Source organism: Streptomyces sp. NPDC028368, from assembly GCF_055565615.1.
Genome location: NZ_JBVHTY010000002.1, coordinates 570,095 through 586,614, shown reverse-complemented (window position 1 = coordinate 586,614; position 16,520 = coordinate 570,095). Strand labels below are relative to the sequence as shown.

Annotated in this window: 13 protein-coding genes and 1 tRNA gene; 9 read left to right on the top strand and 5 right to left on the bottom strand. The window is 69.2% G+C overall.

Features of this window, described 5'->3' with window-relative positions; translation table 11 throughout:
* Positions 1-34: 34 nt before the first annotated feature.
* The 7 genes from ACZ4S3_RS06120 (at position 35) to ACZ4S3_RS06090 (ending at position 9,175) form a co-directional block, all read left to right on the top strand.
* Entirely contained in the window at positions 35-2,329 is a 2,295-nt protein-coding gene (locus tag ACZ4S3_RS06120; RefSeq protein WP_467926594.1) for an FdhF/YdeP family oxidoreductase, read from the top strand.
* 75 nt (positions 2,330-2,404) lie between these two features.
* Complete coding sequence (locus tag ACZ4S3_RS06115) at positions 2,405-2,878, top strand: PaaI family thioesterase (RefSeq protein ID WP_467926593.1); 474 nt, start codon at positions 2,405-2,407, stop codon at positions 2,876-2,878.
* Positions 2,879-3,343: 465 nt separating this feature from the next.
* Positions 3,344-4,564, top strand: a complete 1,221-nt coding sequence (locus ACZ4S3_RS06110; protein ID WP_467927357.1) for a branched-chain amino acid ABC transporter substrate-binding protein — start codon at positions 3,344-3,346, stop codon at positions 4,562-4,564.
* 196 nt (positions 4,565-4,760) lie between these two features.
* Positions 4,761-5,690 (top strand): branched-chain amino acid ABC transporter permease, encoded by a 930-nt coding sequence (locus tag ACZ4S3_RS06105; RefSeq protein ID WP_467926589.1) that lies wholly within the window; start codon positions 4,761-4,763, stop codon positions 5,688-5,690.
* A 5-nt stretch (positions 5,691-5,695) separates the two neighbouring features.
* Complete coding sequence (locus ACZ4S3_RS06100; protein ID WP_467926585.1) at positions 5,696-7,510, top strand: branched-chain amino acid ABC transporter permease; 1,815 nt, start codon at positions 5,696-5,698, stop codon at positions 7,508-7,510.
* 7 nt (positions 7,511-7,517) lie between these two features.
* Positions 7,518-8,462 carry an ABC transporter ATP-binding protein gene (locus ACZ4S3_RS06095; protein WP_467926581.1) on the top strand — a complete coding sequence of 315 codons (945 nt, stop codon included), beginning with the start codon at positions 7,518-7,520 and terminating at the stop codon, positions 8,460-8,462.
* Positions 8,459-9,175: an ABC transporter ATP-binding protein gene (locus tag ACZ4S3_RS06090; RefSeq protein ID WP_467926576.1), complete on the top strand. Its 717-nt coding sequence runs from the start codon at positions 8,459-8,461 to the stop codon at positions 9,173-9,175. The genes ACZ4S3_RS06095 and ACZ4S3_RS06090 overlap by 4 nt, the downstream gene beginning before the upstream one ends.
* 90 nt (positions 9,176-9,265) lie before the next feature.
* Here ACZ4S3_RS06090 and ACZ4S3_RS06085 read toward each other — a convergent pair whose 3' ends face one another.
* On the bottom strand, positions 9,266-9,955 hold the full coding sequence (locus ACZ4S3_RS06085) for an ANTAR domain-containing response regulator (RefSeq protein WP_467926572.1): 690 nt from the start codon (positions 9,953-9,955) through the stop codon (positions 9,266-9,268).
* A 95-nt stretch (positions 9,956-10,050) separates the two neighbouring features.
* On the opposite strand from ACZ4S3_RS06085, the gene ACZ4S3_RS06080 reads away from it, so the two are divergent.
* A tRNA-Leu gene (locus ACZ4S3_RS06080) sits at positions 10,051-10,125 on the top strand.
* Between the two features lie 109 nt (positions 10,126-10,234).
* Positions 10,235-11,008, top strand: a complete 774-nt coding sequence (locus ACZ4S3_RS06075) for a transcriptional regulator (RefSeq protein ID WP_467926568.1) — start codon at positions 10,235-10,237, stop codon at positions 11,006-11,008.
* 64 nt (positions 11,009-11,072) lie between these two features.
* On the opposite strand, the gene pyk is transcribed toward ACZ4S3_RS06075, so the two are convergent.
* From pyk to ACZ4S3_RS06055, 4 genes are all read right to left on the bottom strand, one after another.
* Positions 11,073-12,509 carry a pyruvate kinase gene (pyk, locus tag ACZ4S3_RS06070; RefSeq protein WP_467926563.1) on the bottom strand — a complete coding sequence of 479 codons (1,437 nt, stop codon included), beginning with the start codon at positions 12,507-12,509 and terminating at the stop codon, positions 11,073-11,075.
* Between the two features lie 145 nt (positions 12,510-12,654).
* Entirely contained in the window at positions 12,655-13,392 is a 738-nt protein-coding gene (locus ACZ4S3_RS06065) for an SIMPL domain-containing protein (RefSeq protein ID WP_467926559.1), read from the bottom strand.
* 146 nt (positions 13,393-13,538) lie between these two features.
* A complete protein-coding gene (locus ACZ4S3_RS06060) occupies positions 13,539-14,963 on the bottom strand; it encodes a lysine N(6)-hydroxylase/L-ornithine N(5)-oxygenase family protein (RefSeq protein WP_467926554.1) in 1,425 nt (474 codons plus the stop codon).
* Positions 14,960-16,390, bottom strand: a complete 1,431-nt coding sequence (locus tag ACZ4S3_RS06055) for a pyridoxal phosphate-dependent decarboxylase family protein (RefSeq protein WP_467926550.1) — start codon at positions 16,388-16,390, stop codon at positions 14,960-14,962. The genes ACZ4S3_RS06060 and ACZ4S3_RS06055 overlap by 4 nt, the downstream gene beginning before the upstream one ends.
* Between the last annotated feature and the right edge of the window lie 130 nt (positions 16,391-16,520).

The following is a 16,520-nucleotide window of genomic DNA, read 5'->3' as shown; positions in this document are numbered from 1 at the left end:
GCCCGGCACAGTACACGGCTCAAGGGAGAGCGCCATGGCAGGCAAGCCGCCCACGTCGGACCCCGTCCAGGACGCACCCCAGGTCAGCGGACCCCAGCACGCCGCCGTCGGCCTGCCGGCCATCACTCACGCGCTGCGCATCTCCCAGCAGCAGATGGGGATCAAGCGCACCGCCCTGACGCTGCTCCGCGTCAACCAGAAGGACGGCTTCGACTGCCCCGGCTGCGCCTGGCCCGAGGGCGACAAGCGGCACGCCGCCGAATTCTGCGAGAACGGCGCCAAGGCCGTCGCCGAAGAGGCCACCCTGCGCCGCGTCACCCCGGACTTCTTCGCCGCGCACCCCGTCGCCGACCTCGCCTCCCGCAGCGGCTACTGGCTCGGCCAGCAGGGCCGCCTCACCGACCCCATGTACCTGGCCGAAGGCGCCGACCGCTACGTCCCCGTCCCCTGGGAGCGCGCCTTCGACATCATCGGCGAGGAGCTGACGGCGCTCGGCTCCCCCGACGAGGCCGTCTTCTACACCTCCGGCCGCACCAGCAACGAGGCCGCCTTCCTCTACCAGCTCTTCGCCCGCGAATTCGGCACCAACAACCTCCCCGACTGCTCCAACATGTGCCATGAGTCCTCCGGCTCGGCCCTGACGGCGACCATCGGCATCGGCAAGGGCAGCGTCCTGCTGGAGGACCTCTACAAGTCCGACCTGATCATCATCGCCGGGCAGAACCCGGGCACCAACCATCCCCGGATGCTCACCGCCCTGGAGAAGGCCAAGGCCGGCGGAACGAAGATCATCTCGATCAATCCGCTGCCCGAGGCCGGCCTGGAACGCTTCAAGAACCCGCAGACCCCGCGCGGCCTGACCGGCGGCGGCACCGCCCTGACCGACCTCTTCCTCCAGGTACGCCTCGGCGGCGACCAGGCACTCTTCCGCGCCCTCAACCGCCTCGTCCTGGACACCGACGGCGCCGTCGACGAGGAGTTCATACGCGAACACACCCACGGCTACGACGAGTTCGCACGGGCCGCCCGCGCCGACGACGACTGGGACGAGACGCTGCGCGCCACCGGCCTGACCCGCGAGGAGATCGACCGCGCACTGGCCATGATCCTCGCCTCGAAGCGCACCATCGTGTGCTGGGCGATGGGCCTGACCCAGCACAAGCACTCCGTCCCCACCATCCAGGAAGTGGTCAACTTCCTGCTGCTGCGCGGCAACATCGGCCGCCCCGGCGCGGGCGTGTGCCCCGTACGCGGCCACAGCAACGTCCAGGGCGACCGCACCATGGGCATCTTCGAGCGCCCGGCACCCGCCTTCCTCGACGCCCTGGAGAAGGAATTCGGCTTCGCGCCGCCCCGCGAACACGGCCTCGACGTCGTACGGGCCATCCGCGCGCTGCGCGACGGGCAGGCCAAGGTGTTCTTCGCGATGGGCGGCAACTTCGTCGCCGCCACCCCCGACACCGACGTCACCGAGGCCGCCATGCGCCGCGCCCGCCTCACCGTGCACGTCTCCACCAAGCTCAACCGCTCGCACGTGATCACCGGCGCGCGCGCCCTGATCCTGCCCACACTCGGCCGCACCGAGCGCGACCTCCAGGGCAGTGGCGAGCAGTTCGTGACCGTCGAGGACTCCATGGGCATGGTGCACGCCTCCCGCGGCCGCCTGGAGCCCGCGAGCCACCGGCTGCTGTCCGAGCCGGCGATCGTCGCCCGCCTGGCCCGCCGGGTCCTGGGCGAGGCGAGCCGCACACCCTGGGAGGAGTTCGAGAAGGACTACGCGACGATCCGCGACCGCATCGCGCACGTCATCCCCGGCTTCGAGGACTTCAACGCCAAGGTCGCCCGCCCCTCGGGCTTCGCCCTCCCGCACGCCCCCAGGGACGACCGCCGCTTCCCCACCGCCACCGGGAAAGCCAACTTCACCGCCGCCCCGGTGGAATACCCCGCCCTCCCCGAAGGACGGCTGCTGCTGCAGACGCTGCGCTCGCACGACCAGTACAACACCACCATCTACGGCCTCGACGACCGCTACCGCGGCATCAAGAACGGCCGCCGGGTCGTGCTCGTCCACCCCGACGACGCCCGCGCCCTGGGCCTGGCCGACGGCACATACACCGACCTGGTCAGCGAGTGGAAGGACGGCAGCGAGCGGCGCGCGCCCGGCTTCCGGGTCGTGCACTACCCCACGGCACGCGGCTGCGCGGCCGCCTACTACCCCGAGACCAACGTCCTCATCCCGCTCGACCACACCGCCGACACCAGCAACACCCCCGCGGCCAAGTCCGTGGTGATCCGCCTGGAGAGCCCCCACCAGGACACCCCGCGCTGAGCGCTCGCTCAGGGGCCTGATAGGAACAGGCACGGATCGACGACGATCACGGGCGAGCGAACGGAGCCGTAGGCCATGGGTGAGCAGAGCACGACCAAGTTTCCGCAGGAGATCCTCGACCAGTGGTCCGGCCTCGGCCTCGACCTGCCCGCCCTCTTCTCCGCGGGGCACCTCGGCGAGCGGATGAGCGTACGCGTCCTCGAGGCCGCCCCGGAACGCGTCGTGGGCACCATGCCGGTCGAGGGCAACACCCAGCCCTACGGACTCCTGCACGGCGGCGCCTCCGCGGTACTCGCCGAGACCCTCGGCTCGGTCGGCTCCATGCTGCACGGCGGCCCCACCAAACTCGCCGTCGGCGTCGACCTCAACTGCACCCACCACCGCGGCGCCCGCTCCGGCCTGGTCACCGGCATCGCCACACCCGTACACCGCGGCCGGTCCACCGCCACGTACGAGATCGCGATCACCGATGAAGCCGACAAGCGGGTGTGCACCGCCCGGCTGACCTGCCTGCTGCGCGAAGTGGACCTCGACGCCTACCGCACCTGATCCACACCGCCGCCACGGCCCCGCACCCGGTCACCGGGAGCGGGGCCGTACGCATTCCCGTAACACTGCGTCACACCCCCTTCATCCCGCAACGGCTCCCTCCACCCGGCCCCGCACCGGCGCCGGCGCCCCCGCGCCCACCCCATCCGATAACCGGACGCCGATCCGACACCCCGGTCCACATTCCCCCACGGAAGTGCGAGTTCACCTTCCACACCGCGTCCGCCCCCCGGATGTAAGGACCATGAGGGCATAACGCTCATCGCAGGTCATAACAAGAGCGTCACATCCTGGTCAGCGCCACTGCCGGGCCGTCGAACAGCGCTCTAGAGTTCACCGCCAGTCACCGCGCCGCCGGGCGCGCTGCGAGCACGGCCCCTGTACCACCCCGTACAGCCCGCGCGAAACGGCCATGCGACAGCCGTGGCCGCGCCAGGGAAAGGACTGATCGTGCGTCACCGTTCCTTGCTCATCCTCACCACCGCGGTCGCCACCGGCGCCCTCACGCTCTCCGCGTGCGGCTCCCGGGGCGACGACAAGAGCGGCGACGGCTCGAAGACCACCGTCGTCATCGGCCTCGACGCCCCGACCACCGGCGAACTCTCCGCCCTCGGCCTGGGCATCCGCAACTCCGCCCAGCTCGCCATCGACACCGCCAACAAAGCGGGCGAGGTCAAGGGCGTCACCTTCAAACTCGAAGCCCTCGACGACAAGGCACTGCCCAACGTCGGCCAGCAGAACGCCGCCAAACTCGCCGGCGACAAGGACGTCCTGGGCATCGTCGGCCCGCTCAACTCCGGCGTCGCCCAGTCCATGCAGCAGGTCTCCAAGCAGAACAACGTCACCCTGATCTCCCCGGCGAACACCACGCCCGACCTCACCCAGGGCCCGGACTGGCGCAAGAACAAGCGCGTCCGCCAGTTCCCCACCTACTTCCGCACCGCCACCACCGACGAGGTCCAGGGCGCCTTCGACGGCCAGTACGCCTGGGAGAAGACGAAGGCCAAGAAGGCCTACGTCATCGACGACCAGAAGACCTACGGCGTCGGCCTGGCCTCCTCCTTCAAGGACCAGTTCACCAAACTCGGCGGCAAGATCGTCGGCACCGAGCACATCAGCCCCGACGACCGCGACTTCAAGGCCGTCGTCTCCAAGGTCAAGTCCAAGAGTCCCGACCTGGTCTTCTACGGCGGCGAATACCCCGCCTCCGGCCCGCTCAGCCAGCAGCTCAAGGACGGCGGCGTCACCGTCCCCCTCATGGGCGGCGACGGCATGTACAGCGGCGACTACATCAAGCTCAACAAAAAGGCACAGGGCGACTACGCCTCCTCCGTCGGCAAGCCCGTCGAACAGCTCGCCTCCGCCAAGAAGTTCATCGCCGACTACAAGGCCGCCGGCTTCAAAGAGGCCTACGAGGCCTACGGCGGCTCCACCTACGACGCCACCTGGTCCGTCATCCAGGCCGTCAAGAAGGTCGTCACCGACAACGGCGGCAAACTCCCCGACGACGCCCGCGCCAAGGTCGTCAAAGCCATGAACACCGTCACCTTCGACGGCGTCACCGGCAAGGTCGCCTTCGACAAATACGGCGACACCACCAACACCATGATCACCGCATACCAGGTCGACAAGAGCGCCTGGGCCGCCCGCTTCAGCGCCGAGTTCAAGAAGTTCGACAAGAGCTGACCGGCCGACCGCGCCGCGCCGGGCACCGCACACCCCGGCGCGGCCCGCGGCACACCGAAGCCGCCTCACTTCCGGCGACACCGGATCCCGCACACCCGCATCACACCCACGCGGTACCGGATCCCTCACACCCACGCCGTACCGGATCCGTCACACCCACGCAGTCCCGGACCCTCACACCCACGGAGGCCCTGCGGTGACCGAACTGCCGCAACAGCTGGCCAACGGACTCATCCTCGGCGCGATGTACGGACTCATCGCGATCGGCTACACGATGGTCTACGGAATCGTCCAGCTCATCAACTTCGCCCACGGCGAGATCTTCATGGTCGGCGGCTTCGGGGCACTCAGCGTCTACCTCGCCCTCCCCGCCGGCACCTCACTCGCCCTCGCACTGCCGGTGATGCTCATCGGCGGCATCGCGGTATCCGTCCTCGTCGGCGTCGCAGCCGAACGCTTCGCCTACCGGCCCCTGCGCGGCGCCCCCCGCCTCGCCCCCCTCATCACCGCCATCGGCCTGTCCATCGCCCTCCAGCAAGCCATCTGGAAGTGGTACCCCGACGGCAAACAGGCCCGCGTCTTCCCACAGTTCAAAGGCCACTCCTTCGACATCCTGGGAGCCACCGTCCAACGCGGCGACCTCTTCGTGCTCATCGCGGCCCCCGCCTGCATGATCGCCCTCGGCTTCTTCGTCTCCCGGACCCGCAGCGGCCGCGCCATGCAAGCCACCGCCCAGGACCCCGACACGGCCAAACTCATGGGCATCAACACCGACCGCATCATCGTCCTCGCCTTCGCCATCGGCGCCGCGTTCGCAGGCGTCGCCGCGGTCGCCTACGGCCTGCGCACCGGCGAAGTCCAGTTCCGCATGGGCTTCATCATGGGCCTCAAAGCCTTCACCGCCGCCGTCCTCGGCGGCATCGGCAACATCTACGGCGCCATGCTCGGCGGCGTCGTCCTCGGCATCGCCGAAGCACTCGCCACCGCCTACATCGAAGAGATACCCGGCATGCAGCAATTCGGCGGCGGAGCCTGGAAGGACGTCTGGGCCTTCGTCCTCCTCATTCTCGTACTCCTCCTGCGGCCACAAGGCCTGCTGGGCGAACGCGTCGCGGATCGGGCGTGATAGCGATGACCACCGACACCAACCGGACCACCGCCCCCGCCCCGCACCGGGGCCCCCTGCCGCTGCCCCTCCCCGAGCGCACCGTCCGCCTCACCACCGCCACGGCCGCACTCGCCACCGCCCTCAGCACCGGCCTCTCCTGGACGTGGAGCCACGACTTCCCCGGCGACCTCACCTACTACTTCTCCCCCGCCGGCCTCCAGCTCATCACCCTCACCGGCGGCCTCCTCACCCTCCTGCTGACCGCCTCCGGACTCGGCATCCCCGGCCTGCGCTGGCTCACCCCCGGCGGCCGCAACGCCCCCGTCCTCCTGACCGCCCTCGCCACCGCCGCCGCGACGTGGTTCACCCTCATCGCCATCGCCGTCCAGCTCGGCGGCCTCATCAACCTCGAACCCGGCGGCGCCGTCGCCGGCACCGCCTCCCTGCTCACCCTCCTCGGCGCCCTCGCCCTACCCGCCGACCGCACCGACGGCCCACCACCCACCGGCCCCTGGCAGCACTTCACCACGGCCCTCGCCGCCGTCCCCGTACGGCGCCGCACCCGCCAACTCCCCTCCTGGGCCGAGATCCTGATCATCGCCGCCGCCTTCGCCGCCGGCCTCCTCGCCTTCACCTACGGCATCGACACCGACGACGGCGCCCCCTTCGTCGGCTACCTGCTCTTCGTCGTCCTCGCCCTCCCCGCCCTCAACCGGGCAGGCCTCATCGCACGCCTCACCCAGCTCACCCACACCCACCGCGGCGTCGCCCTCGGCGCGGCCTTCCTCGCCGCCGCCCTCTTCCCCTTCACCCAGGACACCGACCAGTACACGATCATCGGGGCCAACATCCTGATCTTCGCCACCGTCGCCCTGGGCCTCAACGTCGTCGTCGGCCTCGCCGGCCTCCTCGACCTCGGCTACGTCGCCTTCCTCGGCGTCGGCGCCTACGCCGCAGCCCTCGTCTCCGGCTCCCCCGAATCCGCCCTCGGCTTCCACTTCCCCTTCTGGGCCGCCCTCCTCACCGGCGCCGCCGCCTCCCTCGTCTTCGGCGTCCTCATCGGAGCCCCCACCCTCCGCCTGCGCGGCGACTACCTCGCCATCGTCACCCTCGGCTTCGGCGAGATCTTCCGCATCGCCATGCTCAACCTCAACGGCACCACCGGCCCCGACATCACCAACGGCGCCATGGGCATCCCCAACATCCCCAACCTGGAAATCTTCGGCTTCAACTTCGGCGAACCCCACGACATCCTCGGCATCCCCGTCGCCACCTACGGCAACTACTACCTGCTGATGATCCTCGTCACCGCCTTCGTCGTCCTCGTCTTCCGCCGCGCCGCCGCCTCCCGCATCGGCCGCGCCTGGATCGCCATCCGCGAGGACGAGACCGCGGCCATCGCCATGGGCATCAACTCCTTCCGCCTGCGCCTGCTCGCCTTCGCCCTCGGCGCCTCACTGGCCGGACTCGCCGGAACCGTCCACGCACACGTCGTCACCACCGCCACCCCCGAACAGTTCCAGTTCGCCGGACCCCAGCCCCCCAACTCCGCCTTCCTCCTCGCCGCCGTCATCCTCGGCGGCATGGGAACCCTCAGCGGCCCCCTGGTCGGCGCGGCACTCCTCTTCCTCATCCCCGCCAAACTCGACTTCCTCCAGGACTACCAGCTGCTCCTGTTCGGCATCGCCCTCGTCCTGCTCATGCGCTTCCGGCCCGAAGGCCTCATCCCCGACCGCCGCAAGCAACTCGAGTTCCACGAAACCGGCCAGCTCGACGTCCCCGACCAGCGCCTCCCCGACACCGACGCCACCCTCGGCGCCACCCAGGCAAAGGCGTGACGACACCATGACCACACCCACCATCGCCCCCACCGCCACCATCCTCGAAGCCTCCGGCGTCACCATGCGCTTCGGCGGACTCACCGCGGTCCGCGGCGTCGACCTCACCGTCAACGCCGGCGAAATCGTCGGCCTCATCGGCCCCAACGGCGCCGGAAAAACCACCTTCTTCAACTGCCTCACCGGCCTCTACGTCCCCACCGAAGGCACCGTCAGCTACCGAGGCACCCGCCTCTCCCGCAAACCCCACCTCGTCACCCAGGCCGGCATCGCCCGCACCTTCCAAAACATCCGCCTCTTCGCCAACATGACCGTCCTCGAGAACGTCCTCGTAGGCCGCCACACCCGCACCAAAGAAGGCCTCTGGTCAGCCCTGCTACGCGGCCCCGGCTTCAAGAAAGCCGAACGCGCCTCCGAGCAACGCGCCATGGAACTCCTGGAGTTCACCGGCCTCGCCCGCAAACGCGACCACCTCGCCCGCAACCTCCCCTACGGCGAACAACGCAAGCTCGAAATCGCCCGCGCCCTCGCCAGCGACCCCGGCCTCCTCCTCCTCGACGAACCCACCGCCGGCATGAACCCCCAGGAAACCCGCGCCACCCAGGACCTCGTCCTCGCCATCCGCGAACAGGGCACCGCCGTCCTCGTCATCGAGCACGACATGCGCTTCATCTTCAACCTCTGCGACCGCGTCGCCGTCCTCGTCCAGGGCCAGAAACTCATCGAAGGCACGGCCGACGTCGTCCAGGCCGACGAACGCGTCGTCGCGGCCTACCTGGGCACCCCCATGGACGACCCGGCCGGAACAACCGGCACGGCGGAGACATCCACCACCGCAAAAACAGCCGACACGGCCCGCCCCGCAGACCGGCCCGCCGCCGACACAGAGACCGCAGTCCCCCCAAAGGCCGCAGAAGCCGCAGAGACTGGAGAGACCGGAGAGACTCCATGACCGCACTGCTCGAAGTCGAGGACCTCCGCGTCGCCTACGGCAAGATCGAAGCCGTCAAAGGCATCTCCTTCTCCGTCGAAGCCGGCCAGGCCGTCACCCTCATCGGCACCAACGGCGCCGGCAAAACCACCACCCTGCGCACCCTCTCCGGCCTCCTCAAACCCCTCGCCGGAAAGATCACCTTCGACGGAGAACCACTCAACGGCGTCCCCGCCCACAAAATCGTCGAACGCGGCCTCGCCCACTCCCCCGAAGGCCGCCGCCTCTTCCCCCGCCTCACCATCGCGGAAAACCTCCAGCTAGGAGCCTTCCTCCGCAAAGACACGGACGGCATCGCAAAAGACATCCAGCGCGTCTACGACCTCTTCCCCATCCTCGGCGAACGCAGAAAACAAGCCTCCGGCACCCTCTCCGGCGGCGAACAGCAAATGCTCGCCATGGGCCGCGCCCTGATGTCCCGCCCCAAACTCCTGATGCTCGACGAACCCTCCATGGGCCTCTCCCCGATCATGATGCAAAAGATCATGGAGACCATCCGGGAACTCCGCTCCCAAGGCACCACCATCCTGCTCGTCGAGCAGAACGCCCAGGCCGCACTCTCCCTCGCCGACCAGGGACACGTCATGGAAATCGGCCGCATCGTCCTCTCGGGAAGCGGCCAACACCTCCTGCACGACGAATCCGTCCGCAAGGCCTACCTGGGCGAAGACTGACCCGCACCCCGCCCCACGCAAGCGGCCCCGCACCGATCAACCGTCGGTACGGGGCCACTCGCGCGCTCGGTACGAGCCCTGCTGAACCTGCTACTGGTCCTTCTGCTGGTCCTTCTGCTGGTCCTTCTGCTGGTCCTTCTGCTGCTTCTTCTCCTCGGCGTCCTCGATGACCGCCTCGGCAACCTGCTGCATCGACAGCCGCCGGTCCATCGACGTCTTCTGGATCCACCGGAACGCGGCCGGCTCGGTCAGCCCGTACTGCGTCTGCAGAATGCTCTTCGCCCGGTCCACCAGCTTCCGCGTCTCCAGCCGCTGAGTGAGGTCCGCGACCTCGTTCTCCAGCGTCTTCAGCTCGGTGAACCGGCTCACGGCCATCTCGATCGCCGGCACGACGTCACTCTTGGAGAACGGCTTGACGAGATACGCCATCGCGCCCGCGTCCCGCGCCCGCTCCACCAGCTCACGCTGCGAGAACGCGGTCAGCATCAGCACCGGGGCGATACTCTCCTCGGCGATCTTCTCCGCCGCCGAGATACCGTCCAGCACCGGCATCTTCACGTCCAGGATCACCAGATCGGGGCGGTGCTCCCGGGCCAGCTCCACGGCCGTCTGCCCGTCACCGGCCTCTCCGACAACGCTGTAGCCCTCTTCCTCCAGCATCTCTTTGAGATCGAGACGGATGAGAGCCTCGTCCTCGGCGATCACGACGCGGGTGGTCAGCGGCGGGACATGCGACTGATCGTCGTCGGCGACAGGCTGCTCGGGCTCGGCGGCGCTCACGGGACTCCTCTTGCTGGCAGGTGGTGCCCCATGAGCCTACCTAGCTCCTGTAAGGTAGTCCCACAGCAGGTAGGCGTTAGCCTTGGATTCCGCTGGCCCCGGTAGCCCAATTGGCAGCAGGCAATGGATTCAAAACCCATACAGTGTCGGTTCGAGTCCGACCCGGGGCACTTTTCCTTCGATTCCAAGGTCGCTCGAGAATCGGGAAAGTTCGCTCGATAGAGCGACCAGCCTCTCGAACAGTCACGCGAGAATTCCGCTCCGGTCAAGCTCGTATTCATGTACGACCGTGAAACCCGCGAGAGCATCCTCACCCTCATCGCTCAAGGCCGCAGCCTCAACTCCGTAAGCAAAGAGACCGGGATTTCCCGGTACGCAATCCGCGCATGGCAGACCCGGATTGAGCCGATCTCTCGTAAGAGAGAATGCCCGAGGTGCGAGCCAGTGCCACGACCGCCTGAGGCGACCATGGCATACGCATACCTACTCGGCCTCTACCTCGGCGACGGCTGCATCAGCAGACAGCCTCGAGGGCGTGGGTACGCGCTCCGTATCGCGTGCGCGGACGCATGGCCGGGGTTGATCGTGGCGTGCCGCGAGGCGGTGAAAGCGGTCCGCCCGATGAACAGCGTGTGCGTCATCCAGCGCGAGGGCTGCGTCATGGTGACGAGCTACAGCCACCACTGGCCATGCCTCTTCCCTCAACACGGCCCCGGCAAGAAGCACGAGCGGCCGATCGCCCTCGATGCATGGCAGCAGCAGATTGTGGACGAATATCCCTGGGAGTTCATCCGCGGACTCGTCCACTCCGACGGCTGCCGGATCACTAACTGGACCACGCGGCTCGTCGGTGGCGTACGCAAACGCTACGAGTACCCACGGTATTTCTTCACCAACACGTCGACCCACATCATTCGGCTCTTCACAGACACCCTCGACAAGGTCGGTGTCGAGTGGAAGCCCGCGCGGCAATCCCGTAAGGCCGAGAACATCTCCGTAGCCCGCAAAGCCTCCGTGGCCCTCATGGACCAACACATCGGGCCGAAGTACTGACAGGGACGGCAGTCAGATACCTCGGCCCAGAGCATACGGGGGCGCAACTACGAGTGAATGCGGGTTACTTCGGGGAGTCGTCCTCGCCGATGTGGTGGACGCGGACGAGGTTGGTGGAGCCGGGGACGCCGGGCGGGGAGCCGGCGGTGATGATGACGACGTCGCCCTTCTGGCAGCGGCCGATCCTCAGGAGCTGTTCGTCGACCTGGGCGACCATCTCGTCGGTGGAGTTGACGGTGGGGCCGAGGAACGTCTCGACGCCCCAGCTGACGTTGAGCTGGGAGCGGGTGGCCGGGTCGGGGGTGAAGGCCAGGAGGGGGATCGGGGAGCGGTAGCGGGAGAGGCGGCGGACGGTGTCGCCGGACTGGGTGAAGGCGACGAGGAATTTGGCGCCGAGGAAGTCGCCCATGTCGGCGGCGGCGCGGGCGACGGCGCCGCCCTGGGTGCGGGGCTTGTTGGCCTCGGTGAGCGGCGGGAGGCCCCTGGCGAGGAGGTCTTCCTCGGCGGCTTCGACGATGCGGCTCATCGTCTTGACCGTTTCGGTGGGGTATTTGCCGACGCTGGTTTCGCCGGAGAGCATGACGGCGTCGGTGCCGTCGATGACGGCGTTGGCGACGTCGGAGGCCTCGGCGCGGGTGGGGCGGGAGTTGTCGATCATCGAGTCGAGCATCTGGGTCGCGACGATGACGGGTTTGGCGTTGCGCTTGGCGAGTTTGATGGCGCGCTTTTGGACGATCGGTACCGTTTCCAGGGGCATTTCGACGCCGAGGTCGCCGCGGGCGACCATGATGCCGTCGAATGCGGCGACGATGTCGTCGATGTTGTCGACGGCCTGGGGCTTTTCGACCTTGGCGATGACGGGGAGGAAGCGGTCTTCTTCGCGCATGATGCGGTGGACGTCTTCGATGTCGCGGCCGCTGCGGACGAAGGAGAGGGCGATGATGTCGGCGCCGTAGCGCAGGGCCCAGCGGAGGTCGTCCTGGTCCTTTTCGGAGAGGGCGGGGACGGAGACGGCGACGCCGGGGAGGTTGAGGCCTTTGTGGTCGGAGACCATGCCGCCTTCGATGACCTTGGTGCGGACGCGGGGTCCGTCGACGCCGGTGACTTCGAGGGTGACCTTGCCGTCGTCGACGAGGATGTGTTCGCCGGTGGTGACGTCGTCGGCGAGGCCGTCGTAGGTGGTGCCGCAGATGTGGCGGTCGCCTTCGGTGGACGGTTCGACGGTGATGGTGAATGCGTCGTCGCGTTCGAGAAGTACGGGTCCTTCGCGGAATCGGCCGAGGCGGATCTTCGGGCCTTGAAGGTCGGCGAGGATGCCGACGCTGCGGCGGGTTTCTTCGGATGCTTTGCGGACCCGGTCGAATCGCGCTTCGTGGTCGGCGTAGGTGCCGTGGCTGAGGTTGAAGCGGGCGATGTCCATTCCGGCGTCGACGAGGGCTTTGATCTGCTCGTACGAGTCGGTGGCGGGTCCTAGTGTGCAGACGATCTTTGCTCGGCGCATGTTTCGACTCTATGACTTACCGGGCGGTAGGGAACTGTGAAGAAGTGACTGCTCAACGACCGCTTGATGAAAGGCTGTTGACAAGTAATGGAATGCGCGGGCGGCCGCTCCTATGAGCGGATTTTCGGCCTGGCGCGGTGTGGTCTCACAGTGCGGGACGGGTCATCGTAAAGCGCGCGTTGACGTGGGCATGGACGGTCTGGCGCTGGGGCTGGAGGTCGAGGGCGGGGGCTCCGCCTGCGGCGGCGCCGGGCTCGGGCGGGGGCGGGGGTGCGCCGTAGCCGCGCATGGCGGCCGGTGGGGCGGGCAGGGGGGCGTTTTCGGCGCCGAGGTCGGCGAGTTCGACGAGGGCGTCCAGGCGGGCGCCGAGGGCCTCGGCGTATTCGCGGGCGCGCTGTACGGCTTCGTGGACGGCTTGGGTGCGGGCGGCGCGGTGGGCGGGTGAGTCGGGGCGCAGGGTCCACCAGGGGCCGGCGACGTGGGTGAGGTCGAGGTCGGCGAGGCGGGTGGTGAGTTCGCCGAGGGCGGTGAAGTCGCCGAGGGTGGCGGTGAGGGTGACGCTGCCGCGGTAGGCGCGGATGCGTTCGCCTCGGCCTTTGTCGGTGAGCTGGGGGGTGACGCTGAAGGCGCCGGTTTCGAGTTTTTCGACGGCGTCGCCGTAGCTCTTGATGAGGGTGAGGGCTTGGTCGTTGCGGTGGGTGAGGTCGGCGAGGGCGGTTTTGCGGTCGGTGCCGCGGGCGGTGACGGTGACGAAGACGCGGGCTATTTCGGGGTCGACCTCGAGGTGGGCTTCGCCGCGGACGGCGAGCCGGGGGGTGTCGGGGGTGCCGTAGGGGAGGGCGGGGGTGTGGGTGGGGCCGGGGGGTTCGGTGGGGGTGGTCATGTGGGGTTCCTCCGCTCGGGCGGGTTCGGGGGGGGCGGGGCGAGGTCGTGGGGCGTCGGGTGCGGGGGCCGGGCGGCTTCCGGGCCCGTTCCCCGTACGTCGTGGGCAACTGTACGGGGAGGGGGCGGTGTTGCTGGTGGTGTTGTTCAGCGGCGGGGTACGAGGGTGGAGCTCTGGCGGGGGACGGTGCCGGTGGTGTGGGTGGGGGGTGGGGTGAGGCCGAAGGTGGTGAAGGCGGTGCGGGTGGGGAGGGGGTAGGCGGGGGTGTCGGTGAGGGTGTTGAGGATGGTGGCGCTGCGCCAGGCGGCGAGGCCGAGGTCGGGGGTGCCGACGCCGTGGGTGTGGGTTTCGGCGTTCTGGACGTAGATCGAGCCGGTGATGGAGGGGTCGAGGGCGAGGCGGTGGTGTTCGTCGATGCGGGGGCGGTCGGAGCGGTCGCGGCGTACGTGGGGGTGGAGGGCGGCGAGGAGGGTGTCGAGGCGGCGTTCGCGGTAGCCGGTGGCGAGGATGACGGCGTCGGTGGTGAGGCGGGAGCGGGTGCCTTGCTGGGTGTGGTCGAGGTGGAGTTCGATTTTGGTGGTGCCTACGCGGCCTGCGGTGCGTACGGAGACGCCGGGGGTGAGGGTGGTGTCGGGCCAGCCGCCGTGGAGGGTGCGGCGGTAGAGCTCGTCGTGGATGGCGGTGAGGGTGTCGTGGTCGATGCCTTTGTGGAGTTGCCATTGGCCGGGGATGAGTGCGTCGCGGACGGGTTCGGTCAGGGCGTGGAAGTAGCGGGTGTAGTCGGGGGTGAAGTGTTCGAGGCCGAGTTTGCTGTATTCCATGGGGGCGAAGGCGGGGGTACGGGCGAGCCAGTGGAGGCCTTCGTGGCCGGTGGGGCGGGCGCGGAGCAGGTCGAGGAAGATTTCGGCGCCTGACTGGCCGGCGCCGATGACGGTGATGTGGTCGGCGGCGAGGAGGCGTTCGCGGTGGGTGAGGTAGTCGGCGGAGTGGAGGACGGGGACGGTGGGGGCGTCGGCGAGGGGGCGTAGTGGTTCGGGGATGTGGGGGGCGGTGCCGATGCCGAGGACGAGGTTGCGGGCGTAGGTGCGGCCGAGGGCTTCGGCTTCGCCGTCGGTGTCGAGTTGGGTGAAGTCGACTTCGAAGAGGGTGCGTTCGGGGTTCCAGCGCAGGGCGTCGATCTGGTGGCGGAAGTGGAGTCCGGTGAGGTTTTCGCTGACCCAGCGGCAGTAGGCGTCGTATTCGGTGCGGTGGATGTGGAATTTCTCGGCGAAGTAGAAGGGGTAGAGCCGTTCGCGGCTGCGGAGGTAGTTGAGGAAGGTCCAGGGGCTGGTGGGGTCGGTGAGGGTGACGAGGTCGGCGAGGAAGGGGACTTGGAGGGTGGCGCCGTCGATGAGGAGGCCGGGGTGCCAGTGGAAGGCGGGGCGTTGGTCGTAGAAGGCGGTGCGCAGGTGGGTGAGGGGGTGGGCGAGGGCGGCGAGGGAGAGGTTGAAGGGGCCGATTCCGATGCCGGCTAGGTCGAGGGGGGTGTCGGGGCCGGTGGTGTCGGGGCCGGTGGTGTGGGGAGGGGTCATCGGGGGGTGTGGCCTTCCACGAGTTCGAGGAGGGTGGTGAGGTCTTGGGGCTGGGTGTGGGGGTTGAGGAGGGTGGCTTTGAGCCAGAGGCCGGTGGGGGTGGTGGCGCGGCCGAGGACGGCGTGTCCTTCGGTGAGGAGGGTGCGGCGGATGGTGGCGAGGGTGGTGTGGTCGGCGCCGGTGGGGCGGAAGAGGACGGTGGAGAGGGTGGGGCGGGAGTGGAGTTCGTAGCGGGGGTGGGCCTCGATGAGGTCGGCGAGGGTTTGTGCGGCGGCGAGGGTGCGGTCGACGAGTTCGCCGAGGCCGGTGCGGCCGAGGGCTTTGAGGGTGACGGCGATTTTGAGGATGTCGGGGCGGCGGGTGGTGCGCAGTGAGCGGCCGAGGAGGTCGGGCAGGCCTGCTTCGGTGTCGTCGTCGGCGTTGAGGTAGTCGGCCTGGTGGGAGAGGGGGGTGAGGGTGGCGGGGCCGGGGACGGCGAGGAGGCCGGCGGCGACCGGCTGCCAGCCGAGTTTGTGCAGGTCGAGGGTGACGGTGTGGGCGCGGGCGAGGCCGCGCAGTGCGGTGTGGTGGGTGGTGCTGAAGAGGAGGGGGCCGGCGTAGGAGGCGTCGATGTGGAAGCGGGCGCCGTGGGCTTCGGCGAGGTCGGCGAGGGCGGGGAGGGGGTCGATGGCGCCGGAGTCGGTGGTGCCGGCGGTGGCGACGAGGAGGAGGGGGCCGGTGCGTTGGGTGAGGGTGGCCAGGCAGGTGTGGACGGTGTCGGGGGTGAGGGTGCCGTCGGGGGTGGGGAGGGTGAGGGGTTCGGGGAGGCCGAGGAGCCAGGCGGCGCGGTGGATGCTGTGGTGGGCGTTGGCGCCGCAGATGATCTGGAGGGGGGCGGTGGGGTGGTGGGGGTTGGTGGCGGTGCCGTGGGGGGCGGCTTCGCGGGCGAGGAGGACGGCGAGCTGGTTGGATTCGGTGCCGCCGGTGGTGACGAGGGCGTCGGGTTCGGCGGCCTGGGGGTAGACGAGGGCGGCGAGTTCGCGGCAGGTGAGGGTTTCGAGTTCGGAGGCGGCGGGGGCCTGGTCCCAGGAGTCCATGGAGGGGTTGAGGGCGGCGGCGGCGAGGTCGGCGGCGGCGGCGAGGGCCAGTGGTGGGCAGTGCAGGTGGGCGGCGCAGTGGGGGTCGGCGGGGTCGGCGGCGCCGGCGGCGAGGGCGTGGACGAGGGTGCGCAGTGCCTGGTGGGCTCCGGTGCCGTGTTCGGGGAGCAGGGGGCGGCAGGCGGTGCGTACGGCGTGGGCGACGGCGTCGGGTCCGCCGGGTGGGAGGGGGCCGGCGCGGTGTTCGGCGCCGGTGGTGAGGGCGTCGAGGACGGTGTCGAGGAGGGGGCGGAGTGCGCGGGGGCCGTTGGTGCCGCCTGCGAGGGCGGTACCGGCAGGGGGCTCGGACATCAATGCGCTCTTCTTCAGGGGGAGTTCGGGTGTGGTCCGGTGGGGACCAAGGCCGCCCTAAGTTACTTTCCCTGCACGGTGTGTAGGCACTGGTTGCCGCACCACCACTCGTACGGGCGGTGGTACCACC